The organism is Faecalibacterium sp. I4-3-84 (assembly GCF_023347255.1).
GTDB lineage: Bacteria > Bacillota > Clostridia > Oscillospirales > Ruminococcaceae > Faecalibacterium > Faecalibacterium taiwanense.
In genome coordinates, this window is sequence record NZ_CP094466.1 from 280,637 (window position 1) to 303,098 (window position 22,462).

Below are 22,462 nucleotides of genomic sequence, written 5' to 3' on the forward strand. Positions count from 1 at the left end.
CTCTCAGCCGGTGAAGCTTCTCTCTTTGCCGTGTACGCCATGCCTACTCTCTCCGTCGCTGCGTTTGGGAGTATTCAGGTTTTATAACCAAGAGCTATGTTACCACATTTCGGGACAGTTTGCAAGGGCTGTGCAGTCACTTTCCGCAAAAGTCGCGTTCGGTGGAGGTTTTTTCACAAAGCCGCAGCCATTATGAATCGTTTATGTCATCCATTATGAGCTGAAACAATTCTCCCAGGTCGATTAGTGGCGCAAACTCTTTATCAACTTTGTAATCATCTGAAATTTTTACCACGACCACACCGTCGATCTGCTGGATATATCCTTCCTGCGGATAGACTGGCATCTGTTCCAGCTCTGTTCTGCTGTACAGTTCCCCGTACTGTTCCACCGAGCAATGCTTGAGTTTTGCCGGAGTAATATCCCTGAAAACCGCTTTCCAAGACGCTCTGGCCGAGTAATCGTTCAGCCAGAAGCGGCCCATCTGCGCATACGGATTTGCATAGAGGTAATACTCCCTCTTCATAAAACTGGAGTTCGAGCTGGGTCTGCCCACAAACAGTACCGGCAGCTGCTCGTTATCGTCAAAATATCCGCTGCTCATCAGGTCGTCCGCAATGTGATCCGACATGCTCTTGAGTGTTTTTCTTCCCTCATACATAGCTTCCTGATCGATCACGGCAGAGCAGACATTGCCATAGACGACCAAAACCGCAAGTACTACAGCCCCTGTCCGGGCAGCACGTACATACTTTTTTACCATAGGCTGATTTGTGCGCGTCCCTTCAAGCAGCAGCAGACATACCGGCACGAACAGATTCAATCCTTCGCCCATCTGCAAAAGCCAGACCGCCTCGCTTGTGATCAGCATGATAGCATTGCACATGATGGGCAAAACGATCAGCGCTGCCACTCCCAGAAGGATATATTCCCAATTTTTCCGGTGAAGCATTTTTCTGAAGCGGTTCAGCAGTCCGATGCTCAGCGCCAGAAATACCAAAACGAAAAAGCCCACCGGCTGCAGAATGTTATGCCGATAGTAATTCTGAAAAAAGTAAGCTCCAAACAGTTGGTAGGTCTCTGCAATGGCATTGGGCAGATTTTTCAGTATAGAAAGTACCGAAACATCCGCTCCTCCATTATAACTTGCCATCTGCCATCCACATGCCCATACGATCAGCTTTGTGAGCAGGAAATACAAAACCATTCCTGCAGCTGCGCTGCAAAGACTTCTTCCAATGTAGGCATGGACCTTTTCTCTGTCCACATTGCGGAACAGAAGCAGCAGAAGATATGTCAGCAGGAGCAGACAAAAGTTATCAAGGCTCGTCTGATAGCACGCAAGGCTCATGACCAGAAGCAGTGCTCCCTGTACGACCGCTTTTCTAAAATCTGCGGCACGAACCACACGCTCTGCCGCCAGAACAGAAAATAAAAATGAGCAGCCAAACACCGGCGACTGAAACCGATATGACAGCTGTATTCCAGTGACCGTGCTGGCCAGAACAGCCATACCCGCCAGATAGGTCACGACAGAATCCTTCTCTGTAAAAAACTTCCGAAGCAGGGTAACAGCCAGCGCCGACATGGAAAGCGTCAGCAATGAATTGAAAGGTTCCGTCTGGATGCCAAACCGCAGCACATCGATCACCGGCCAGAGCCATCGGCCCGTGACTACCTGCCAATAGCCGCCGAAGAACCATGTATTGTTCCACAATCCGTCAAATGTATTGGTCAGCCGCTGGCTGATCAGCAGGAAAAACACTACCGCCGAAAACAGCAGCATCACCAGAAAATATCTTAGATCCGATATATCCAGCCCAAGGTCGTCCGGTTTCTGTACATCGATTTTTTCTTTCATCGTTATTTTCTCCATCTGTCCTGTTTTATGTTCTCAGGCTCATTTGTTATTCATCGATCAGATAATCCTCTGAAATTTTGATCACATATACGCCGTCCATTTCCTGCATGGAGCCTTTCTCAGGGAATGTCGGCATTCGTTTGATTTCTTCTGTCCGGATCAGTTCGTCATATACCTCATCACTGCACAGCTCCAGCTGCATCGGTGTGAGGTCACGAAACACCGCATTCCATGAGTAGCGCATTGTGGCGGCATTTTCTTTTTCGAAAAGGCCCACCTGTGCGTAGTCGTTCGCATCCCAATAGATGATGTGTGTCCGGAACAGTGGGCTTGCACTGGGGCGGCCTACCAGCATCACTGGCAGTTTTTCCGGCAAATCATAATAGCCCTCTGCCACCAGCTCACCGGCCACAAGGTCCGCGATTTGTTTTGTTGCCTTGCGTCCCTCATACATCGCCTGCTGATCGACCGCCGACATGAATACGCTCCCGTAAACGACAGCAGCCGCCGTAAGCAGGATCAGTGCTTTTTCTGCTTTATTCCAGCATTTGCGGAACGCATCACAGGCTGTTTTTCCCTCCCGGCTGCTGTCCAATAGCCAGAAACAGACCGGCAGGAACAAGGCCAGACCTCCGGACATGGGAATATAAAACAACGCCTGCGAGGTTGCCACCATAAATACCGTGCACATCATGGGCAGCACCAGCAGCGCTGCTGTGCCATAGAAAGTGTTTTCCCAATCTTTCCGGCGTATGAGCCGAACCAGTCTGCACGCAAGCGCGGCACCCACCACACAAAAAATCAAAGCAAATACAACTGCAGTTTCCTGCAGCATATTGTGTTTTACAAGGGTACCAAAGAAATACCGATAAAAAAGCTCATAGCACTTTTCAACGCTGGAAGGAAGATTTTTCAGAATTCCAGACACTGAAATATCTGCACCACCCTGGTAATCGGCCATCGCCGTTCCCGTCGCCCACAGTGTAATCTTTAAGATCAGCAGATACAGCACTGCGCCGGATGCAGCACTTGCCAGGCTTTTGCAAATATATTCCCGAATCTTTTGTTTTTCTCCATTCTGGAAAAGTAGTAGGAGAAAATAGGCCAGCAGCACCAGACAGAAACAGGCAAGGTTCGTCTGGTACAGGCCAAGGCTCAGTGCCAAAAGCACCGCTGCCGGCACAATGCTGCTTACGGCTGATTTTCCCCGGATCACGTGCTCTGTAGCCAGCATTGCAAAGAAAAACGAAAATCCGTACTCCGGTGCAATGAAGTGAAACGAAAGATAGCACCCGACCACAACATTGGAAACATAGCATAAACCTGCGAGCCAGTCAATGCAGGATGTTCTCATCCATGCCGGTTTGAAGAGCATATGAAGCCTGGTGACTCCAAGAGAAACCAGCACCAAGCATACCACCGCATTGATGGGTTCTAGCTGCAGACTGAAACGCAGAAAACTGGTCACCAGCCAGAACCATCGCCCATTGGAAAGCTCCCATGCTCCCGCCATGTACTCAGCCGTTGTCCACAGACCATCCACTGTGTTCGTCAGCTTCAAGCTGATCAGCGGAAAATAGACCATCACCGCAAAGCCCAGCATCACAAAGAAATATTTCTTATCCAACTCCCGCAGCCAGTGTCTGATATCCGCTTTTATTTCTACAGACATGATATTCCTCCATCCATAAACTTCTGCTTTTCAGTATATCAAACTCTTCCACATGGTTCAATAAAAAAATCCCCTGCCGGGCAGTCGGCAGAGGATCTTGCGTATTTTTCCAGAGTGCTTTATTTTGCCACGATTTCTGCAGCCAGTGCATCCATCTGCGCTTCGGCAGCAGCATTGGCAGCACTGCGGATGGTGACCACATTCTCACAGACCGTGATGTTCTTCATGCTTTCCAGCTCGGCGCGCATGAGCTTTGCGGCCATGGGTGCCCATGTGCCATTCTCCATCAGACCCACCGTGCGGTTCTGGAAGCTCTTGGTCTTGAGGTGGGTCAGCAGATTTTCCATCGGCGGGAAGAGGAAGCCGTCGTAGGTGGCGCAGGCCAGCACGATCTTTCCGCAGCGGAAGGCTTCGGTGACGGCATAGGACACATCGGTGCGGGTCAGGTCCATCTCCACTACCTTTGCGCCCTTTGCACGCAGCTTTTCTGCCATGAGGTGGGCTGCTGCACGGGTGTGGCCGTGGATGGAAGCACTTGCCACAAGGATCTTTTCCGGCTCCTCGGGCTTGTAGCTGGACCAGATGTCGTAGTAGTTCAGGTACTTGCCCAGATCTCCGGTCAGCACCGGGCCGTGCAGCGGGCAAATGGTCTGGATGTCCAGAGCCGCGGCCTTTTTCAGCAGTGCCTGCACCTGCGGGCCGTATTTCCCCACGATGTTCAGGTAGTAGCGGCGGGCTTCGCTGGCCCAGTCGGCCTTTTCGTCAAACTTTGCCACAGCGCCAAAGCGACCGAAGCCATCCGCGGAGAACAGCACCTTTTCGGTGGATTCATAGCTGACCATGACCTCCGGCCAGTGCACCATGGGGGCAAACACAAAGGTCAGGGTATGTGCACCGAGAGAAAGGCTCTCGCCGTCCTTCACCACTACACGGCGCTCCTTGGCAATTGCATCAGCACCAAAGAACTGATCCATATACAGGAAAGTCTTGGCGTTGCCCACCACCTGCATCTCAGGGTAGAGTGCCGCCAGCTTTGCAATGTTGGCACCGTGGTCCGGCTCCATGTGGGAGACCACCAGATAATCCGGCTTACGGCCTGCCAGAGCTTCGGTCAGGTTTTCCAGCCACGGCTCGGTGGCGCGGGCATCCACCGTGTCCAGAACGGCGGTCTTTTCGTCCAGAATGACATAGGAATTATAGCTCACGCCGGTGGGCACCGGATACTGGCTCTCGAACAGGTCGATGGTGGTATCGTCCACGCCAACGCCCAAAATGGCTTCACTGATCTTGTTTACGCTCATAATGCTCGGTCTCCTTATTTATATTTTTATGCAGTGCCGCGTTTCTGCGGCGGTTGTTTCTGAGAGCAGTTCCTATCATACCACATCGTCAGAAAAATCGCAAGGGATAACGTGGGAATATTCTGCACATCAGAGCTCTTCCCCATTCTCCGGCAGACGTGCCGCCACCGGTTTGCCCGGCTCAGCATCCAGTTCCAGCAGAGCGGCAGCAGCGCTTTCGTCCATGGTCTGCACCGCGCGCAGTTTGCGGCTGATGGCACGGCTGCGCACGCCAATGAGATTATCCAGCTCTTCGTCGGTCTGGCGCAGGCGCTGCTGCATCTTGGAAAGCCCCTGCCCGAACTTGTCAAATTCGGTCTTCACCGCACCCAGCAGCTGCCATACCTCACCGGAACGCTTCTGGATGGCAAGGGTCTTGAAGCCCATCTGCAGGCTGTTGAGCAGCGCCGCCATGGTGCTGGGGCCCGCGATGTTCACCTGATAGTCCCGCTGCAGCACTTCCAGCAGGCCCGCGTTCACCACCTCGGCATACAAACCCTCGAAGGGCAGGAACAGGATGCCGAAGGCCGTGGTATAGGGCGGCTCCACATATTTTTCCCGGATGTCCTTGGCCTCGGCCCGCAGCACCAGCTCCAATGCGTGGCGGGCGTTCTCCACGGCCTGTGCGTCGCCGGATGCCTGCGCATCCTGTAAATGGGCATAGGTGTCGCCGGGGAACTTGGAGTCGATGGGCAGCCACACCGTGCCGCCGTCCGCGCCGGGCATCCGGATGGCGTACTCCACCCGCTGGGTGCTGCCCGGAATGGTGGCTACGTTGGTGTCGTACTGTTCCGGGGCAAGAATCTCTTCCAGAATGGCTCCCAGCTGGATCTCACCCAGGATGCCGCGGGTCTTCACACCGGAAAGCACCTGTTTCAGCCCGCCCACATCAGCGGCAAGGTTCTGCATTTCGCCAAGACCCTTGTACACCTGTTCCAGCTGGTCGTTCACCGCCTTGAAGCTTTCGGTCACCCGCTTCTGCAATGCATCCTGCAGCTGTTCGTCCACCGTATGGCGGATCTCGTCCAGCTTCTGGGCGTTCTGGGCCTGCAGGGCAGTCATGCCCTCGGCAAGGGTGCGGCGCATCTCTTCCAGCTTGCGGGCGTTGGAGGCTTCCAGCCCCTGCAGGCGCTGTTCCATGGTCTGCTGCTGGGTACCCTGCCCTGCGGCAAGGGCGGTGCTCATGCTCTGCACCGAAGCCTGCAGTGTTTCACTGATGTGGCCCATAGCGGCAAGGTTCTGCTGCGCCATCTCTGCCAGCTTCGCGTCCATCTGGCGGTTCTGCGCTTCCAGCTGCTGACGCAGCCATTCCTTCCGTTCTGCATCGTCCCGGTTTGCGGCAGGCTTTGCCGAGCGGTACAGCAGCAGGGCCATCATCAGGCAGATGGCCACCAGAAGCACCGTGTAAAGAAACGCTAAAAATTCCATAATGTCTCCTATTGCAAAATCCGGGCTTTGCAGCTGCACAGCCCGGATCTGCGTACTTTATATTATTTTGTCTGTTCTTCCCAGAAGGCAGCGGCTTCGTCCAGCCAGCCATCCGCAGCCGTGCCGCGGCCAAGGCCGATGCCATGGGCTGCGTGGTCATATACCACTTCTTTGTAAGGTACGCCATGCGCGGCCAGTGCCTTGCTGAGGGCCGGCCCCTGCAGCGGCCAGCACAGCAGGTTCAAGGTCAGGTCATCCCTGCCATACCAGAAGTACACCGGCGGATAGTCCTCTGTGATCAGGTCGGCAAGGCTGTATTCATAGTAGAACCGGCCGCACACAAAGGGGTCGATGCCCACACGGTAGATCGGTGTGATCTCGGAAAACTGCACGATGGGATACGCCAGGATCACTGCGCCGGGCTTGGGCAGGCCATAGTTTTTATAGCCCAGAGCGTCCGATGCAAACAGGCCCGCCAGATGTCCGCCGGAAGAATAGCCGATCAGGGCGTAGCTTTCCGTCTGCACGCCGAACTGCTGTGCGTGGCCGATGATGTACTTCACCGCCCGTGCAATGTCCTCCATGGGGCCGTTGTTGTCGTTATCCGGGTAGGCGCGGTAGCGCATCACGAACACCGCATAGCCTTTCTGGTGCAGCTGGTAAGCTGTGGAGATGCACTCCTTTAACTCCGCCGTGCGGTTGAAGATGTTGCCGGAGAGCACCAGCGCATACTTTGCATCCGGCGTGCTGGCCGGGTAGTAATAGAACTCCCCATTGTTGCGGGAGCTGTCCTCGGCGATCTCCTGCTCCGAGTAGAGCTTATAGGTAATCTGCACGCCCGCATTGTAATTGCGGATGAGCAGGTTCAGACCATCGGCACAATCCTGTGCCACATGGCTGCTCACATATTTTTCCAGCGTCTGGTCATTGCACCAGTCCTCGGTGCCGGGCAGGTTCTGCTCCTTGGAATAGGTCCAAACGCCTGCGCCAAGGATGCTGGGGTTCGAGCGGATCTCGCCCATGGTGGTCTGTGGCGTGATATCCGGCTCGCCATACTCTGCTGCAAATGCGGGCAGCGCCATCATCAGCAGCAGACAGATACAGGCTGCTGCGGTGCATATCCTGTGTTTCAACTCAACATCTCCTTTTCAGCCGACCTGTTCCTCCCAGAAGGCAGCGGCTTCATCCAGCCAGCCCTCCGCATCGGTGCCCTTGCCTGCGGCCACTGCATGGGGAGCATCATCATACACATGGTAGATATGCGTCACATGGTTGCGGGCCAGTGCCTTTTCCAGCACAGGCCCCTGCGCCGACCAGCACATGGTCATAAGGGTCATGTCGTTTTTGCCGTACCAGTGATAGGTAGGCGGGTAATCCGGTGTGATGTAATCAGACAATGTCATTTTATAATACCGCTGCTTGCACACGCCGGGGTCCAGCAGGATATTATAGACCGGTTTGAACTCCAGAAAGGTGTTTACCGGGTAGCCCAGCAGCATGGCACCGGGCTTTGGCAGGCCGTAATTTTTGTAGCCCACCGCGTCGGTGCCGAACAGTCCGGCGATCTGCCCGCCTGAGGAATAGCTTACAATGGCATAATCCTCCGCCTGCACGCCAAACTGTCCTGCATGTTCCGTGATGTATTGCACCGCGCGGACCACATCCTGCAGCGGCGCATTGTTGGAAGCCTTCATGCCGATGCGGTAGCGCAGCACGAACACCGGATAGCCCATTTCGTGCAGGTTCCATGCAGTGGAAATGCCCTCGCGGATCTCCGCACTGACCACAATCGCATTACCGCCGATCACCAGCGCATATTTCTGGTTCGCCTGCGCCCCTTCTGCCGGCAGATAATACAGTTCCACACCGTCCCGGCTGGTATCCTGCGCGATCTCCTCCGCCGTATAAAGCGGGAAGGTCACCCGCTGCCCAGCGTTATAGGTGCGGATCAGATAGTTCAGTCCATCCGCCGCATCCTGTGCCGTCCAGTGATTGGAAAGGCAGCTCAGCGGCTGCGCGTCCCAGTACATCCGGTCCAGCACACGGTCCTGATCCAGCGAGTAGGTGTAGATGCCCGCACCCACAACGCTGGGGTTGGAGCGGATCTCTGCCATTTTGGTGCGCGGTGTGATGTTGGCCTGACCAAGCTCCTCCGCAAACGCCGGCTGTGCCAGCAGGATCATCAGGCCAATACCAAACATCACCGTGCGCAATCGATTTCTCACAGCAATCCCCCGTTTATCTCTTTATTTGCACTGTTTTTCCCAGAATGCCGTTGCCTGCCGGATCCAGCCGTCCGCATCGGTGTGGCGGCCCGGGCCAATGGCGTGGGGTGCGTTCTCGTACACATGGCACTCATAAACAGCCCCGCTCTCCCGGAGCTTGCGCTCCAGCAGCGGCCCCTGCTGGGAGTAGCACATGCGCTGCATATAAAGATCATTTTTGCCGTAGAAGAAATAGGTAGGGGTAAAGTTTTCGTTCACCACATCCGAAATATCGGTCCAGTAGTAACGCCAGCCAAGCACCAGCGGGTCAATGGCCAGCTGATATAGCGGCTTCACCTCAAAGAAATCGTTGATGGGGTAACCCAGCAGCAGCGCTGCAGGCTGTGGGAGGCCAAATGCCTTATAGCCGAACTTTTCGTTGTCTGAGCCGATCAGGCCCACGATGTGTCCGCCGGAAGAAAAGCCCATCAGCGCATAGTTTTCGCGCTGAACGCCAAACTGATCTGCATTTTCGGTCAGGTACTTTACGGCATTGGCAATATCGTACAGTGGCGCATTGTCGGATGCATTCAGGAAAGAGCGGTACCGCAGCACAAAAGCCGCATAGCCCAGCTCGTGCAGCTGGTTGGCAATGGATGCACCCTCGTTCAGCTCTGCGGTGGTGTTGCCGCCGTTGCCGGGCACCACGATGGCGTACTTTGCGTTGGCTGTTTTAGCCGGGAAATAATACAGCTGCACCATGCCCAGAGAAGAATTTTCCGCAATTTCTTCCGGGGTATACACCTGCCAGGTGATCTGTACGCCCCTGTTGTAGTTTTCGATCACAAGGTTCATGCCTTCGGCGGCATCCTCGGCAGCCGCGTAGCTTACATAGCCCTCAATGGGCGTATCATCGTACTGCGTGCTGCCCTCGATCCATTCGTTGCAGTAGGTATAGTAGCCGGAGCCTTTGATGCTGGGGTTCTCCCGCAGCTCTTTCATGGTCGTCTTTGTTGTGATGTTCGGCTCGCCGTACTCTGCAGCAAATGCCGAAAGCGATACGCACGCCAGCATTCCCAGCGCGCACACCACCGTTCTGATCCACTTCATTTTGGGACATCCTCCGTTCTGCAGCGGCGTATCCTGCCGCGCTTTTCTTTGTTATGATTTATTGTATCACAAACCTTCCGCTTGTCAAAGAAATTTCTGTGCAGTACGGCGCTTGTACCGCACCGCAAATTCTGCTATACTGGAGCCGGATATTTTTTGAGAGTTGAGGGCGCGGAAAGCTATGCACTTTCTGCCGGGATCGAAATATGAGCAAAATCGAGATCCGGCCCATGGAGCCGGAAGACTGGAGCGCTGTTTCCAGAATCTATTTAGAGGGCATTGCTACAGAACATGCCACTTTTCAGACCACTTGTCCGCCGTATTCTGCGTGGGATGCCTCCCACGCAAAAGAATGCCGACTGATACTGCTGGCCGACGGCGTGATTGCCGGGTGGACGGCGTTGCGCCGGGTGGACCCGCGCTGGTGCTACCGCGGCGTTGCCGAGGTGAGTATTTACGTGGGTGAGCAGTTCCGGGGCCATGGCCTTGGCTATCACCTGCTGACCGAGCTGTGCCATCAGGCAGAAAAGGCCGGCTACTGGACACTGCAGTCCACCGTGCTGCAGGACAACGCTGCCAGCCGCGCCCTGCACACAAAATGCGGCTTTCGCTTAGTGGGCCGCCGGGAACGCATTGCCCGCGACTGTCACGGCCGCTGGCTGGACACATTCTTAATGGAATACCGCGCTGCCGCCAATGAACCGGAAGGCTATAAAAAGCTGTAAGATACAAAAGAACTCCGCGCCCTGTGAGGTGCGGAGTTCTTTTTTGTCCATTGATAAAATGATAAAGGTAAAAACAGGCTTACCACTCTTCGCCGTCGATGTCCACGCTGCCGTCCACCACGGCACCGGCGCGGGAACGCTGGAACATGCTTTCTACCACAGCGCAGTACTTATCGGCCAGACAGACGATGACTGCTTCGCGGCAGGTGGGCACATGACGGAAGGTCAGCGGCCACATGTGGCTTGCAATGATGCTCTGTTCCTTTGTGGTAATGCTGAACACCCGCTTTGCATTGACGCAGGCATAACCCGGATGGGAGAAGCCGTGCATCTCAAACAGGCGGCGCAGGCCGTGAAAGGTACCGGTGGTGTGCCAGTCGTACAGATAAAAATCATGCAGCAGGGCACCCACTGCCAGCGAGGTCTCGTCAGCGTGCAGATGCAGACGGCGGTTGAGCCAGAAGCTCACCAGCGCCACATTCTTGCAATGCTGGTAGGTGGTGACAGAGCCGTGCTGGATGTACTCCCGCATCCGCTGCACATCCGGGTGATGATCATATTTTTCTACGATGGCATAAAGCTGTTCGCGCTCGATCTCAGAAAGCTGCATGCTGCAAAATTTCCTTTCGCTTTAAGGTGATGTTTTCAGGAGCGGAGCTGGACCGGATTGGAATTACCGAAGTTCTCTGCACTGGAAGGGTTCTCCCGCTTGAGGGAAAAATCTACCAGATACTGCTTGCCGTCGCCCAGTTCTTCCAGCTGGGCCAGTTTTGCCTTTGCGGCGGCTTCATCTGGGTACCACTGGATCAGGAAGAAATTTTCTTCCTCTACACCGTAGTACAGCCACTGGCCGTCGGCACGCAGCCAGTCGTCCAAATGATCCACTTCTTCGCCGTCCGGCAGGCCAAGGCCTTCTTCGGCATAAAGGTTTTCCGGTTCCACCTGCAGCATTTCGATCACCTGAATGGAACTTTGCAGGTATTCGTCCTGCGAAACTGTCTTGTCCGAAAGCTCCCATCCGGTGAGAAAAGCCTGCATCATCAGGTCGCGCACAGAGATGCGCGGCAGGGTCGGGTCCATAACCATAGGTATTTCCTTCTTCCTTTAGTTTGTCCCTGCTGACCAGTATACGTCAAAGGCTTATGCAAGTCAACAGTTTAATTGTGAATTTTTTGTAGGTTCGTTCAAATATATCCAGACTTAACAGACGGAAAAGGCAAAAGTGTCTCCCAGCCATTCCACTGCTAGTTCCACCCAGTGATGCCGGTGGCGGCTGGGCTGGTCCACCTCTGCCGTGCTGATGCTGGTACCGTGCACCCCCTTTTCAAACAGATGCGCCTCGCATGGCACACCCGCCCGGTGCAGAGCGTTCACCAGCATCAGGGTGTTCTCCACCGGAACGGCGGCATCCTCCATGGTGGTCCATACGAACACCGGCGGCATCTGCGGCGTGATCTTATCCTCCAGCCCGAACACCTGCTGTGCCGCCGGGTCAGTGCTGCCCGCCAGCTGCACAAAGCTGCCGCAGTGGGCATACTGCCCTGCCGTGACCACCGGATAGCCCAGAATGACCGCATTGGGCCGGGGCTGGGCCGCTTCGCCGGGAATGTCCAGCACAGCACCGGAAAGGGCCAGGTGGCCGCCCGCTGAAAAGCCGCACACGGCAATTTTTTCCGGCAGGATATGCCACTGGGCCGCGTGCTGCCGCACAAGACCGATAGCCTCGGCCAGCTGGCGCAGCGGCATGTAGTCCTTTGCCTTTTCGCAGATGGCGTAGTCCAGCACAGCGGTGTGGTACCCCGCCGCCGCAAACTGCAGCGCCACCGGGTCGCCCTCACGGGCACTCACATGGGTATAGCCGCCGCCGGGCACCACCAGCACCAATGGCCGGTCAAGCACATTCGGCATCCGCTCACAGCAATCACGCAGATAAACGGTCAGCGTCCCACTGCCGGCCAGTTCCAGCTGTTTCAGCTGCATGATATTTCCTCCTTTTACAGCATCCTTTGCGGTTCATTATAGCACAAAACGAACCATTTTTTAAACTTTTTATGAAAGCTCTTGATTTTTGCTTTTTGTCGGTGTATATTAGCACTCGAAAGTTACGAGTGCTAAGCATTCAAAAGTAATATCCTACTCCGAGTGCTTGGTGCCGAATACAGATAAAAAGAGGTTTTGCATTATGGCTAAGAAAGAATTTCAGGCTGAAAGCAAAAAGCTGATGGATATGATGATCAACTCCATCTACACCAATAAGGAAATTTTCCTGCGCGAGCTGATCTCCAACGCATCGGATGCCATCGATAAGCTCTATTATAAGAGCCTGACCGATCCTTCTGTGGGCATGAACAAGGGCGATTTCCGCATCCTCATCACCCGCGATCAGGAGAACCGCATCCTGACCATTGAGGATAACGGCATCGGCATGACCAAAGAGGAACTTGAGCAGAATCTGGGCACCATTGCTCACTCCGGTTCTCTGGATTTCAAGAAGGATAACAAGGACGAGAACATCGATATCATCGGCCAGTTTGGTGTCGGCTTCTACTCTTCCTTCATGGTAGCCGATAAAGTCACCGTCATTTCCAAGGCTTATGGCTCGGATGAAGCATGGCAGTGGGAGTCCTCCGGTGTGGACGGCTACGAAATGACCCCCGCCCAGAAGGACACCGCAGGCACCCAGATCATCCTGCACATCAAGCCGGATACTGAGACGGACCACTACGACAACTTCCTCGATGAGTACGGCATCGTGGCCATCGTGAAGAAGTACAGCGACTATGTGCGCTACCCCATCCAGATGGAGCGCCAGCACGAGCGCCAGAAGCCGGAACCCGATCCTAAGCCGGAGGACTATAAGCCCGAATGGGAGACTTACACCGAGCTGGAAACCCTGAACAGCATGGTGCCCATCTGGAAAAAGCAGAAGAGCGAAGTGACCGACGAGGAGTACGCGAACTTCTATAAGGAAAAGTTTGGCGATTATACCGACCCCGCCCGCGTCATCGTCAGCCGCACCGAGGGCACTGCAAATTATAATGCCCTGCTGTTCGTGCCCAGCCACCGTCCCTACGACTTCTACACCAAGGATTATGAAAAGGGTCTGGCCCTGTACGCATCCGGCGTGCTCATTATGGAGAAGTGCGCCGACCTGCTGCCCGATTACTTCAGCTTCGTCAAGGGCATTGTGGACAGTCAGGATCTGAGCCTGAACATCAGCCGCGAGATGCTGCAGAAGGACAACCAGCTCAAGCTGATCCACAACGCTCTGGAAAAAAAGATCAAGAACGAGCTGCACGCCATGCTGGCCAATGACCGCGAGAAGTACGAGGAATTCTGGAAAGAGTTCGGCCGTCAGATCAAGTTCGGTGCTTACTCCGACTACGGCATGCACGCCGAGCTGCTTCGCGACCTGCTGCTGTTCTGGTCTGCCAAGGAGCAGAAGATGGTCACTCTGCAGGAGTATGTGGACAAGATGCCCGCTGAGCAGAAGTATATCTACTTTGCTGCCGGTGATTCTACCGACCGTCTGGCAAAGCTGCCCGCCGCTGAGCTGGTCATGGATAAGGGCTATGACGTCCTGCTGCTGACCGAGGATGTGGATGAGTTCTGCCTGCAGATCCTGCGCACCTATCCCCGCAAGGATGCCGAAGGCAAGGACGGCACCGTGGAGTTCAAGAATGTCAACAGCGGTGATCTGGGCCTTGAGACCGAGGAAGAGAAGAAGGCCGCCGAGGATGCTACCGCTGAGAACAAGAACCTGTTCGATGCCATGAAGGACGCTCTGGACGGCAAGGTGAAAGAGGTCAAGGTCTCTACCCGCCTGAAGGATCACCCTGTGTGCCTGAGTGCTGACGGCCCGCTGTCCATTGAGATGGAAAAGGTGCTGTCCAAGCAGCCCGGCAGCGAAGGCGTAAAGAGCGATAAGGTTCTGGAACTGAATGTCAACCACCCCGTGTTTGCCGTGCTCAAGGCCGCACAGGAGGCCGGTGACACCGACAAGCTCAAGAAGTACAGTGCTCTGCTGTACGCACAGGCTCAGCTGATCGAAGGCCTGCCGGTGGATGATCCCGCCGCCTACGCCGAGGCCGTCTGCAGCCTGATGAAGTAACTTTTTCCGGCAGGCAGCATACTTACTCCCCTGTTGCTTCCACGCACATCAATATTTCCCCCTTAACAAAAAGGCCGTGCTCCGCTATAATAGAGTGGAACGCGGTCTTTTTCTGTTCTTTTGCCGGACAGTCAGGATAAATTGAGAGGTTTTTGCTCATGCAGCCCAAAAAACATTATTTTGCCCACATTCCCACCATTGCCATCTTTATTGTGTTTGCCATGTCGGCACCGCTGGGCGTGCTGCTGTTCATCTTAAAAAGCATCGATAAAAACGCCGAAAAAGAGGAAAAGGCTGCTGCACAGGCGCAGGCAGACTATCGTTCCGACCTCGGCCCCGCATCTGCGCAGACGGCCCCCCAGCAGGAAAACGAGCCAGCCTACGGCCACGATGTTCCCACCAAAGAGCAGAAGGACGCTCAAAACTGGCACAAGACCATTGCCGTGATCTGCACCATTCTGGGTGCTATCTTCCTGTTTACCGGTGCGGAGGAACTGATCGACTGCCTGTTCGACTTTCCGGACTTCGACGATCTGCTCCCTGCATTGGCCACGACCATTGGCGGAGCCGGCGCACTGTGGACCGGCCTGCGCATGGATCGTACCCGCAAGCTGGAACGCCTGTTGGACAAGATCGCAGGCGACCGCGACAATATTCCGCTGGACGAGCTGTTTGCTGCCGCGGGCATCGACGCTGCAAAGGGCCGCACCGTGGTGGAAAGTGCTATTTCCCACGGTTACTTCGGTGCAGATGCTTACATTGATAACCGCACCAATACTCTGGTAGTGCGCGGCGCGGCTCCCCAGCCGCTCCGGAAACCGAAGCCTGCGCCCGCCCCAGAACCTGCACCAGCGGACCAATATACCGCAATTCTGCAACAGCTGCGGCAGGTCAACGATGCCATCCCGGACCCCGTGATGACCACCAAGATCAGCCGTCTGGAAGCGGTCAGTGCCCGCATCTTTGAGCTGGCAAAGCAGGACCCCGGCAAAAAGGCTCAGCTGCAGAAATTCATGGACTACTATCTGCCCACCGCCCTCAAGCTGCTGAACACTTACGCCAGCCTTTCTGCGCAGGATGTGCAGGGGGAAAACATCGCCGATGCCAAAAAGAACATCGAGCGCAGCATGGACCTGCTGGTGACTGCCTTTGAAAATCAGCTGGACAAGCTGTTCCAGTCCGACGCACTGGACGTTTCGGCAGATGTGGCCGCGCTGGAAGGGATGCTGAACATGGACGGCCTGACCGGAAACGAGTTTACAAAATAATATTTTGGGGAACAGGGAAAAGGCCCATGAGCTTTTTCCCTGTTTTTTCAAAGCGCAAATCTCCATGTTGTGCAGGCCTCGTCCGTCCCACGCAAAGCCGCGGATTTGCAGGCATTTTTGCCAATGGTTTTTCCGTTTTATATCTAATTTTATTTCAACCGTCAAATTCCACTCTGTGCGCCAATTTCAGTCTTTTTGCAACTTTTCATCCAGATGCAACAATAACACATGGTTTTTTCTGTCCGGATTTTATATGATAAGGACAGAAGTGTGCAGAGCATCCTGTATGCGGCTCTGCACTGCAGTTCCAACCCGCTCAAAAGGAGGATTATCCTATGATGAAATCTGTTTCCGCATGGAAGCAGGAGCTTTCCAGCGGCGCTCACGCTGCCCGGCTGGCAGCACTTTACTGCTGTGCGCCCGACGAAACTCCTGCACAGGCTGCCCGCTACGAAGCTGTTCTGAATGGTCTGGATGCCACCTTTGGCCCCCATGCTGAAGCTGGTCTTTACAGTGCCCCCGGCCGCACCGAGATCGGCGGCAACCACACCGACCACCAGCATGGCCGCGTGCTGGCCGGCAGCGTGAATATTGATATGATTGCTGCCGCCGCGCCCAACACCCTGAACCAGCTGCGCGTGCAGAGCGAAGGCTACGACCTGTGTGTGATCGGCCTTGATGACCTTGCTGCCCGCAAGGAAGAGGAAAACACTACCCTCTCTCTGCTGCGCGGCGAATGCGAAGCCTTCCGTCAGCGCGGCGCAAAGCTGGCCGGTCTGGATGTGTACATTTCCTCCAACGTGCCCAAGGGCAGCGGCGTTTCTTCCTCCGCCGCCTTTGAAGTGCTGATCGGCGTGATCCTGAATGACTGCTTCATGACCGATAAAGTCTCCCCCATCGAGATCGCGCAGATCGGCCAGTGGGCAGAGAACGTCTACTTTGGCAAGCCCTGCGGCCTGATGGATCAGATGGCTTCCAGCGTTGGCAACATTATTACCATTGATTTTGCGGACCCTGCCCACCCGGATGTGGAGCCGGTGGCCGTGGATTTCTCCAAGGCAGGCCTTGCCCTGTGCATTCTGGATTCCTGCGCAGATCATGCCGACCTGACCGACGAATATGCCGCTGTGCCCGCCGAGTGCCGCGCTGTGGCTGCTGTGTGCGGCGGCGAAGTGCTGCGGGATGTGCCGTTCGAGACCTTCCTTGCAAAGCTTCCGGAGTGCCGCAAGCAGTGTGGCGACCGTGCCGTGCTGCGCGCCTTCCATATCTATGCCGATAACGACCGCGTGGCAAAACAGGTAGCTGCCCTGCGCGAGGGCGATTTTGACACTTTCCTGCGTCTGGTCAACGAGTCCGGCCACAGCAGCTGGGAATACCTGCAGAACGTGATCCCCGCCGGTTACAAGGAGCATCAGGAGATGGGCGTGACCATTGCAGCTGCCAAGCATTATCTGAACGGCAAGGGCGCTGTGCGCGTGCACGGCGGCGGCTTTGCCGGTACGGCTCAGGCCTTTGTGCCGGTGGAAATGCTGGCCGACTTCAAGGCCCACATGGAAGCCATCCTTGGTGAGGGCCGCTGCCATGTGCTGAGCATCCGCCCGGAAGGAGGCGCAGTGCTGTGATCTCCACCGCCATTCAGCAGCTCGTGAATTACGGGCTGGACACCGGCCTTATCCTGCCCGATGATGAAATTTACATCCGCAACCAGCTGCTTATGACCATGCAGCTGGACGACTTTACCGCGCCGGAGGGCGAGGTGTGCTATACCGATCTGGAAAGCATCCTCAAAACGCTGGTAGATGATGCCGTTGCCCGCGGTGTGTGCGAGGACAACTCCACCGCCCGCGACCTGTTCGACACAAAGCTCATGGGCGTATTGACCCCGCGGCCCAGCATCGTGCGCGCCAATTTCGAAGAACGCTACGAAAGCGAAGGTCCGCAGGCCGCGACCGACTGGTTCTATAAATTCAGTCAGGACACCGATTATATCCGCCGCTACCGCATCAAACGTGACCTGAAATGGGTCACCAAGACCCCCTACGGCGATCTGGATATCACCATCAACCTCTCGAAGCCCGAAAAAGACCCCAAGGCCATTGCCGCCGCCAAACTGGCTCCCCAGAGCGCCTACCCCAAGTGCCAGCTCTGCGCCGAGAACGAAGGCTATGCAGGCCGCATGAACCACCCCGCCCGCGAGAATCACCGCATCATCCCTCTCACCATCAACGACAGCGCTTGGAACCTGCAGTACAGCCCCTACGTCTACTACAACGAGCACTGCATCGTGTTCAACAACCAGCACACTCCCATGAAGATCGAGCGTGCTACCTTCCGCAAGCTGCTGGATTTCGTGGGCCTGTTCCCCCACTATTTCGTGGGCAGCAACGCCGACCTGCCCATCGTGGGCGGTAGCATTCTCAGCCACGACCATTTCCAGGGCGGCCACTATGAATTCGCTATGGCAAAGGCTCCCGTCGAGAAGAAGTGGGTTTTCCCCGGTTTTGAGGATGTGGATGCCGGTATCGTGCACTGGCCCATGAGCTGCATCCGCCTGACCAGCGCGGATGATGCCCGTCTTGTGGAGCTGGCCGATAAAATTCTGACCGCATGGCGCGGCTACTCGGACGAAAAATGCTTCATCTTTGCCGAGACCGACGGCGAGCCACATAACACCATCACCCCCATTGCCCGGATGCGGGACGGCAAGTATCAGCTGGATCTGGTGCTGCGCAACAACATCACCACCCCGGAGCATCCGCTGGGCGTGTTCCATCCCCATGCAAAGCTGCATCACATCAAAAAGGAAAACATCGGCCTGATCGAGGTCATGGGCCTTGCCGTGCTGCCCAGCCGCCTGAAAAAGGAGCTGTTTGAGCTGGCCGATGCACTGGTGGCCCGCACCCCGGTGAGCCAGTATCCGGAAGAACTGCAGAAGCACGCCGAGTGGGCCGAGGATATTCTTGCCCGCCACCCGGAACTGAACGGCGACACCGTGCACCTCATCCTGCAGGACGAGGTGGGCCATGTGTTCGCTCAGGTATTGGCCGATGCCGGTGTCTATAAAATGGACGAGGCTGGCCGCGCAGGCTTTGTGCGGTTCCTTGCAAGCGTGCAATAATCTATTAAAAAACGCTCTCCCCCTTTCCCCCGCCGGTATGCCTTGCCGACGGGGGATTTTTATTGTTCAGTGGAGGTCCCAAGCCGTTTTCAGTCCCGTAACACAGCACAAAAAAGCCGCCTTTCGTGCCAATTAGCACAAAAAGCGGCTTTTTATCGTCTTATTTCAGGAGAAAAGAGCCTTGCGGAAGGTTATTCCGGCAGATCCTCTTCGTTCTCCAGGCTGTGCCAGACGTTCTGGACATCATCATTGTCTTCCAGCGCATCCAGCAGCTTGCCCATCAGCTTCAGCTGGTCGGGGTCGGTCAGGCGGGTGGTGGTCATGGGCACCATGGCCAGATCGTCGGAGAGGATCTCGTAGCCCTTCTCCTCCATGGCCTTGACCACAGCAGAATAGTTCTCGGGATCGGTGGTGATCTCGGCTGCATCCTCGCTGGCATCGAAGTCCTCGGCACCAGCATCCAGAGCATCCATCATAGCCTCGTCGGCATCCTTATCTTCCAGAGAGATGTCAATGACACCCTTCTGGCTGAACAGGAAGCCCACGCAGCCCATAGCACCCAGATTGCCGCCGTTCTTGTCGAAGTAGTGGCGCAGGTCGGCAGCGGTACGGTTGCGGTTGTCGGTCAGGGTCTCCACCATGACAGCAACGCCGCCGGGGCCGTAGCCTTCGTAGGTGATTGCCTCGTACTCGGTCTTATCGCCGCCCTCAGCCTTCTTGATGATGCGCTGGATGTTATCGTTGGGCACGCTCATGCGCTTTGCCTTGGCGATCAGGTCAGCCAGCTTGCTGTTGGAAGCAGGGTTCGGGCCGCCGGTACGCACGGCAACGCTGATCTCGCGGCCGATCTTGGTAAAGACCTTTGCCTTTGCGCCATCGGTCTTTTCCTTCTTGCGCTTAATATTGTTCCATTTGCTATGTCCAGACATGGGAAAGAGCCTCCTGTATATTCTCAAATCTCCGCCTGCGGGCAGACGGGCTGTGGTCGCCCGCATTGTGGCAGCACACAAAATCTAACTCTATTATTGTAGCACAACCGGGCAGAGCGTTCAAGCCTTATCCGCCCGGTTTTCAGCATTCTGCGCGGAAAAATGCGCTTTTTCTGCCCGTTCACAGCAGCCGCAGCGCCTTGGGATAATGGTTTTTCACCCGCCCGCCGGACACCTTGCCGCCGCCCAGCGGCCAGCCGTCCACCGTCACGCAGCACCAGCCGTCAGCAGCGATGCGGGCTTCCACCTCACGGCCGGAAAGATACTCCACGCAGCGCGGGTCATCAAGGGTGAGTTCTTCGCGGTTTACACACTGTGCGCCAAATGCCGTGAACAGATGGTGCTCCGGCACAAAGCGGCCTTTCTGCACGCTGCCCACAAATACGCCCGCCCGCAGCACATGCAGGTTCGTCTGCGGGAACGGCACCGGCAGCAGCACACCGCCGCCGTGCACCACAGCCGGGCGGTCAACCAGCGCCGGGAAATACTGCCCGGCAAACGCGTGCCATGCTGCAAGGCTCTGGGCAGGACTTGTCTCCCCTGCCTGTGCTTCGCGGCTGCGCTTGTCACCCTGCACCGCTTCCCGGCAGGCACGGGCATTCTCGCGGCGGGCACTGCGGGCATCCGGGGTCTTGGCAGGCTTGCCGCCCTTCCCCTTGGCCTTTTTGCCCGCAGCTTCCGCTGCTGCCAGCCAGAGCTGTTCTTCGGCAGTGTACTCGCCCTCTGCGGGCAGAACGCGCGGAGTGCCAGCTTTGACGAGCCGGGCCATAAAGTGGCCCTCGCCGCCCTGACAGGGCCAGATACGGCGCACCTTGCTCACATCCAGCGGCAGGCCGCCGGTGCGGTTGGCTTCGCCCTCACTGCCAAAGGTGTAGTCCACATTTCCCAAGGCATCCGCAAGGGTGAACTCCGGGTGGCGCTGCAGGAATGCCGCCACCTGTCCCTCGTCCTCCTCGGGTGCAAAGGTGCAGGTGGAATACACCAGCTGCCCGCCCGGGGCCAGCACAGCGGCTGCACAGTCCAGAATTTCTGCACCCAGCTCAGCACACTGCTTCACCAGCGCTTCACAGTGCTGCTGACGAGCCACCGGCTCCTTGCGGAACATTCCCTCGCCGGAACAGGGCGCGTCCACCAGCACCCGGTCAAAAAACTCCGGCAGAGCGTCCGCAATGCGGGCGGGCGACTCATTGAGCGCCACCGCATTGGACACGCCCATGCGTTCCAGATTGCTTTTCAGGATATCCGCACGGGCCGCAACATATTCGTTGCTCACCAGCACACCCCGGCCCTGCAGCGCCGCCGCCAGCTGGCTGCTTTTGCCGCCGGGCGCGGCGCACATGTCCAGCACACGCATCCCGGGCTGCACGCCCAGCAGCGGTGCCGCCGAGGACGCAGACGGCTCCTGCGAGTAAAACACACCCGCATGGTAGTACGGATGCCGCCCGGGCTTAAAGTCCGGCTGATGCACCACGAATGCCGCCTTGCAAAAGGGCGATGCTTCCAGTGGGAAATCGGCTTTTGCGGCAAACCGCTCCGGTGAGCTGCGCAGGGCCGACACCGTTACGCCGCGCTCCGCCGTTTCCTGCGGGGCTGCATACAGGACATCGAACCGGTCTCCCAGCAGAGCGCGCTCCCGCTGTTCAAAATATTCCATGGGCATTCTGCATTCCTCCTGTGGGATGTATAAAGCCGCCGTCTGCGGCCAAACTAGGTCTTGTGAGGGGCACACCGCCCCGCACGGAAAACCGAAAGGAGATCATTCACTATGGCAACCGAAAACCGCAGCAATAACTGCAAGAATCAGACCTCGAACCGCACGTCCAACCAGACCACCAACAGCGCCACCAACGAGCACAAGCACCCCAACCAGTACACCAAGGGTGCCGACGATGAGAGCGCCAAGAACTCCACGAGCAACCGTTCCAGCAACGCCAAAAACAGCCGCTGACGCTGCCCTTCGCGCCTGATGGACCATGGGCGCGAACCTCTGATCTTTCTCAAATCGCAAAGCCCGCTGCCCTCCGGCACTGTTTTCCAGTGCGGAAAGCAGCGGGCTTTCGCGTCAGAAGTTGTTTTTATAGTCAGGGTGCGCCGAATGGGCGCGGCTTTTTGCCGCCAGACAAGGCGGTTTTCCGCAGCAATCCTGATGGATTGCAAGGAAGAGCAACGCAGTATGGCAGCAAAAAGACCGTTCAGGCGGTGTGCAATGATTATGAAAGCAACTTCTCAGGTTTCGTTGGGGTCGAACTGCTGCCACAGTGTTTCAAACAGCTCGTGCACACGGCCCAGCTGACCGTTCAGATACAGCCAGCCCAGCAGGCACTCGAAGCCGGTGGAAGCACGGTATTCCTCCGGGGAAGCGTGCTTTGCCACGCTGGCCTTGCTGGCGTTGCGGCCCCGCTTGAACACGGCCAGTTCGTCCTCAGTGAACAGCGGCTCCAGCAGCTGTTCCTCCCGGAACTGTGCCCGGGCCGAGACGTATTTGACCTTTTCTGCGTTGAGCTTTCCGGCAGACAGGCGGTGGTGCTCCACCAGACGCTGTCGCACCAGCAGTTCCAGCACGCTGTCGCCCACAAAGGCCAGCGCCAAGGGGCTAAGCTCCCGCGGGTCGATCTTTTCAGGTTCGTTCATAGTGA

Annotated in this window: 19 protein-coding genes and 1 other annotated feature (1 of these 20 only partly in view); of the genes, 6 read left to right on the plus strand and 13 right to left on the minus strand. The window is 56.4% G+C overall.

The window, feature by feature from the left end; translation table 11 throughout:
* Positions 1 to 68: a binding site (T-box leader), on the minus strand (it extends 171 nt beyond the left edge of the window).
* A gap of 122 nt (positions 69 to 190) precedes the next feature.
* The 7 genes from MTP41_RS01360 to MTP41_RS01390 all read right to left on the minus strand — a co-directional run bounded on the left by MTP41_RS01360 (position 191) and on the right by MTP41_RS01390 (position 9,615).
* Positions 191 to 1,861, minus strand: coding sequence for a glucosyltransferase domain-containing protein (locus tag MTP41_RS01360; protein ID WP_249236020.1), 1,671 nt, complete (start codon positions 1,859 to 1,861; stop codon positions 191 to 193).
* A gap of 46 nt (positions 1,862 to 1,907) precedes the next feature.
* On the minus strand, positions 1,908 to 3,533 hold the full coding sequence (locus MTP41_RS01365; protein ID WP_249236021.1) for a glucosyltransferase domain-containing protein: 1,626 nt from the start codon (positions 3,531 to 3,533) through the stop codon (positions 1,908 to 1,910).
* Positions 3,534 to 3,652: 119 nt separating this feature from the next.
* Positions 3,653 to 4,834, minus strand: coding sequence for an FprA family A-type flavoprotein (locus MTP41_RS01370; protein WP_249236022.1), 1,182 nt, complete (start codon positions 4,832 to 4,834; stop codon positions 3,653 to 3,655).
* 129 nt (positions 4,835 to 4,963) lie between these two features.
* Positions 4,964 to 6,301 (minus strand): DNA recombination protein RmuC, encoded by a 1,338-nt coding sequence (locus MTP41_RS01375; RefSeq protein ID WP_097775384.1) that lies wholly within the window; start codon positions 6,299 to 6,301, stop codon positions 4,964 to 4,966.
* A 62-nt stretch (positions 6,302 to 6,363) separates the two neighbouring features.
* Positions 6,364 to 7,434, minus strand: coding sequence for an alpha/beta hydrolase (locus MTP41_RS01380; protein WP_249236023.1), 1,071 nt, complete (start codon positions 7,432 to 7,434; stop codon positions 6,364 to 6,366).
* Between the two features lie 15 nt (positions 7,435 to 7,449).
* Positions 7,450 to 8,526, minus strand: coding sequence for an alpha/beta hydrolase (locus MTP41_RS01385; RefSeq protein WP_249236024.1), 1,077 nt, complete (start codon positions 8,524 to 8,526; stop codon positions 7,450 to 7,452).
* 21 nt (positions 8,527 to 8,547) lie between these two features.
* Complete coding sequence (locus tag MTP41_RS01390; RefSeq protein ID WP_243111455.1) at positions 8,548 to 9,615, minus strand: alpha/beta hydrolase; 1,068 nt, start codon at positions 9,613 to 9,615, stop codon at positions 8,548 to 8,550.
* A 206-nt stretch (positions 9,616 to 9,821) separates the two neighbouring features.
* On the opposite strand from MTP41_RS01390, the gene MTP41_RS01395 reads away from it, so the two are divergent.
* Positions 9,822 to 10,340 (plus strand): GNAT family N-acetyltransferase, encoded by a 519-nt coding sequence (locus tag MTP41_RS01395; RefSeq protein WP_249236025.1) that lies wholly within the window; start codon positions 9,822 to 9,824, stop codon positions 10,338 to 10,340.
* 79 nt (positions 10,341 to 10,419) lie between these two features.
* Here the strand turns inward: MTP41_RS01395 and MTP41_RS01400 are convergent, their stop codons facing one another.
* The 3 genes from MTP41_RS01400 to MTP41_RS01410 all read right to left on the minus strand — a co-directional run bounded on the left by MTP41_RS01400 (position 10,420) and on the right by MTP41_RS01410 (position 12,320).
* A complete protein-coding gene (locus MTP41_RS01400) occupies positions 10,420 to 10,950 on the minus strand; it encodes an HD domain-containing protein (RefSeq protein ID WP_097777640.1) in 531 nt (176 codons plus the stop codon).
* 35 nt (positions 10,951 to 10,985) lie between these two features.
* On the minus strand, positions 10,986 to 11,426 hold the full coding sequence (locus MTP41_RS01405; protein WP_005945935.1) for a hypothetical protein: 441 nt from the start codon (positions 11,424 to 11,426) through the stop codon (positions 10,986 to 10,988).
* Positions 11,427 to 11,540: 114 nt separating this feature from the next.
* Positions 11,541 to 12,320, minus strand: a complete 780-nt coding sequence (locus tag MTP41_RS01410) for an alpha/beta hydrolase (protein WP_249236026.1) — start codon at positions 12,318 to 12,320, stop codon at positions 11,541 to 11,543.
* Positions 12,321 to 12,522: 202 nt separating this feature from the next.
* On the opposite strand from MTP41_RS01410, the gene htpG reads away from it, so the two are divergent.
* The 4 genes from htpG to galT all read left to right on the plus strand — a co-directional run bounded on the left by htpG (position 12,523) and on the right by galT (position 18,837).
* The gene (gene htpG, locus MTP41_RS01415; RefSeq protein ID WP_097777638.1) at positions 12,523 to 14,451 is read left to right on the plus strand and encodes a molecular chaperone HtpG; all 1,929 of its coding nucleotides are present in this window, start codon (positions 12,523 to 12,525) and stop codon (positions 14,449 to 14,451) included.
* 158 nt (positions 14,452 to 14,609) lie between these two features.
* Positions 14,610 to 15,719, plus strand: a complete 1,110-nt coding sequence (locus MTP41_RS01420) for a 5-bromo-4-chloroindolyl phosphate hydrolysis family protein (protein WP_249236027.1) — start codon at positions 14,610 to 14,612, stop codon at positions 15,717 to 15,719.
* Between the two features lie 335 nt (positions 15,720 to 16,054).
* Entirely contained in the window at positions 16,055 to 17,341 is a 1,287-nt protein-coding gene (locus MTP41_RS01425) for a galactokinase (RefSeq protein WP_120080264.1), read from the plus strand.
* Entirely contained in the window at positions 17,338 to 18,837 is a 1,500-nt protein-coding gene (gene galT, locus MTP41_RS01430; protein ID WP_249236028.1) for a UDP-glucose--hexose-1-phosphate uridylyltransferase, read from the plus strand. The genes MTP41_RS01425 and galT overlap by 4 nt, the downstream gene beginning before the upstream one ends.
* 191 nt (positions 18,838 to 19,028) lie before the next feature.
* On the opposite strand, the gene MTP41_RS01435 is transcribed toward galT, so the two are convergent.
* Positions 19,029 to 19,766, minus strand: coding sequence for a YebC/PmpR family DNA-binding transcriptional regulator (locus MTP41_RS01435; protein ID WP_044954219.1), 738 nt, complete (start codon positions 19,764 to 19,766; stop codon positions 19,029 to 19,031).
* A gap of 181 nt (positions 19,767 to 19,947) precedes the next feature.
* Positions 19,948 to 21,486: an RsmB/NOP family class I SAM-dependent RNA methyltransferase gene (locus MTP41_RS01440; protein WP_249236029.1), complete on the minus strand. Its 1,539-nt coding sequence runs from the start codon at positions 21,484 to 21,486 to the stop codon at positions 19,948 to 19,950.
* A gap of 105 nt (positions 21,487 to 21,591) precedes the next feature.
* On the opposite strand from MTP41_RS01440, the gene MTP41_RS01445 reads away from it, so the two are divergent.
* Positions 21,592 to 21,774 carry a hypothetical protein gene (locus tag MTP41_RS01445; protein WP_097777633.1) on the plus strand — a complete coding sequence of 61 codons (183 nt, stop codon included), beginning with the start codon at positions 21,592 to 21,594 and terminating at the stop codon, positions 21,772 to 21,774.
* Between the two features lie 278 nt (positions 21,775 to 22,052).
* Here the strand turns inward: MTP41_RS01445 and MTP41_RS01450 are convergent, their stop codons facing one another.
* The gene (locus MTP41_RS01450) at positions 22,053 to 22,457 is read right to left on the minus strand and encodes a Mini-ribonuclease 3 (protein WP_097775375.1); all 405 of its coding nucleotides are present in this window, start codon (positions 22,455 to 22,457) and stop codon (positions 22,053 to 22,055) included.
* Between the last annotated feature and the right edge of the window lie 5 nt (positions 22,458 to 22,462).

What these genes read in the sequence shown, in the direction of transcription:
- htpG (WP_097777638.1), top strand. Translation starts at nt 12,523, where the DNA reads ATGGCTAAGAAAGAATTTCAGGCTGAAAGCAAAAAGCTGATGGATATG.
- MTP41_RS01370 (WP_249236022.1), bottom strand. Translation starts at nt 4,834, where the DNA reads ATGAGCGTAAACAAGATCAGTGAAGCCATTTTGGGCGTTGGCGTGGAC.
- MTP41_RS01375 (WP_097775384.1), bottom strand. Translation starts at nt 6,301, where the DNA reads ATGGAATTTTTAGCGTTTCTTTACACGGTGCTTCTGGTGGCCATCTGC.
- MTP41_RS01410 (WP_249236026.1), bottom strand. Translation starts at nt 12,320, where the DNA reads ATGCAGCTGAAACAGCTGGAACTGGCCGGCAGTGGGACGCTGACCGTT.
- MTP41_RS01365 (WP_249236021.1), bottom strand. Translation starts at nt 3,533, where the DNA reads ATGTCTGTAGAAATAAAAGCGGATATCAGACACTGGCTGCGGGAGTTG.
- MTP41_RS01390 (WP_243111455.1), bottom strand. Translation starts at nt 9,615, where the DNA reads ATGAAGTGGATCAGAACGGTGGTGTGCGCGCTGGGAATGCTGGCGTGC.
- MTP41_RS01425 (WP_120080264.1), top strand. Translation starts at nt 16,055, where the DNA reads ATGATGAAATCTGTTTCCGCATGGAAGCAGGAGCTTTCCAGCGGCGCT.
- MTP41_RS01445 (WP_097777633.1), top strand. Translation starts at nt 21,592, where the DNA reads ATGGCAACCGAAAACCGCAGCAATAACTGCAAGAATCAGACCTCGAAC.
- MTP41_RS01435 (WP_044954219.1), bottom strand. Translation starts at nt 19,766, where the DNA reads ATGTCTGGACATAGCAAATGGAACAATATTAAGCGCAAGAAGGAAAAG.
- MTP41_RS01420 (WP_249236027.1), top strand. Translation starts at nt 14,610, where the DNA reads ATGCAGCCCAAAAAACATTATTTTGCCCACATTCCCACCATTGCCATC.
- MTP41_RS01360 (WP_249236020.1), bottom strand. Translation starts at nt 1,861, where the DNA reads ATGAAAGAAAAAATCGATGTACAGAAACCGGACGACCTTGGGCTGGAT.
- MTP41_RS01450 (WP_097775375.1), bottom strand. Translation starts at nt 22,457, where the DNA reads ATGAACGAACCTGAAAAGATCGACCCGCGGGAGCTTAGCCCCTTGGCG.
- MTP41_RS01400 (WP_097777640.1), bottom strand. Translation starts at nt 10,950, where the DNA reads ATGCAGCTTTCTGAGATCGAGCGCGAACAGCTTTATGCCATCGTAGAA.
- MTP41_RS01440 (WP_249236029.1), bottom strand. Translation starts at nt 21,486, where the DNA reads ATGCCCATGGAATATTTTGAACAGCGGGAGCGCGCTCTGCTGGGAGAC.
- MTP41_RS01405 (WP_005945935.1), bottom strand. Translation starts at nt 11,426, where the DNA reads ATGGTTATGGACCCGACCCTGCCGCGCATCTCTGTGCGCGACCTGATG.
- MTP41_RS01395 (WP_249236025.1), top strand. Translation starts at nt 9,822, where the DNA reads ATGAGCAAAATCGAGATCCGGCCCATGGAGCCGGAAGACTGGAGCGCT.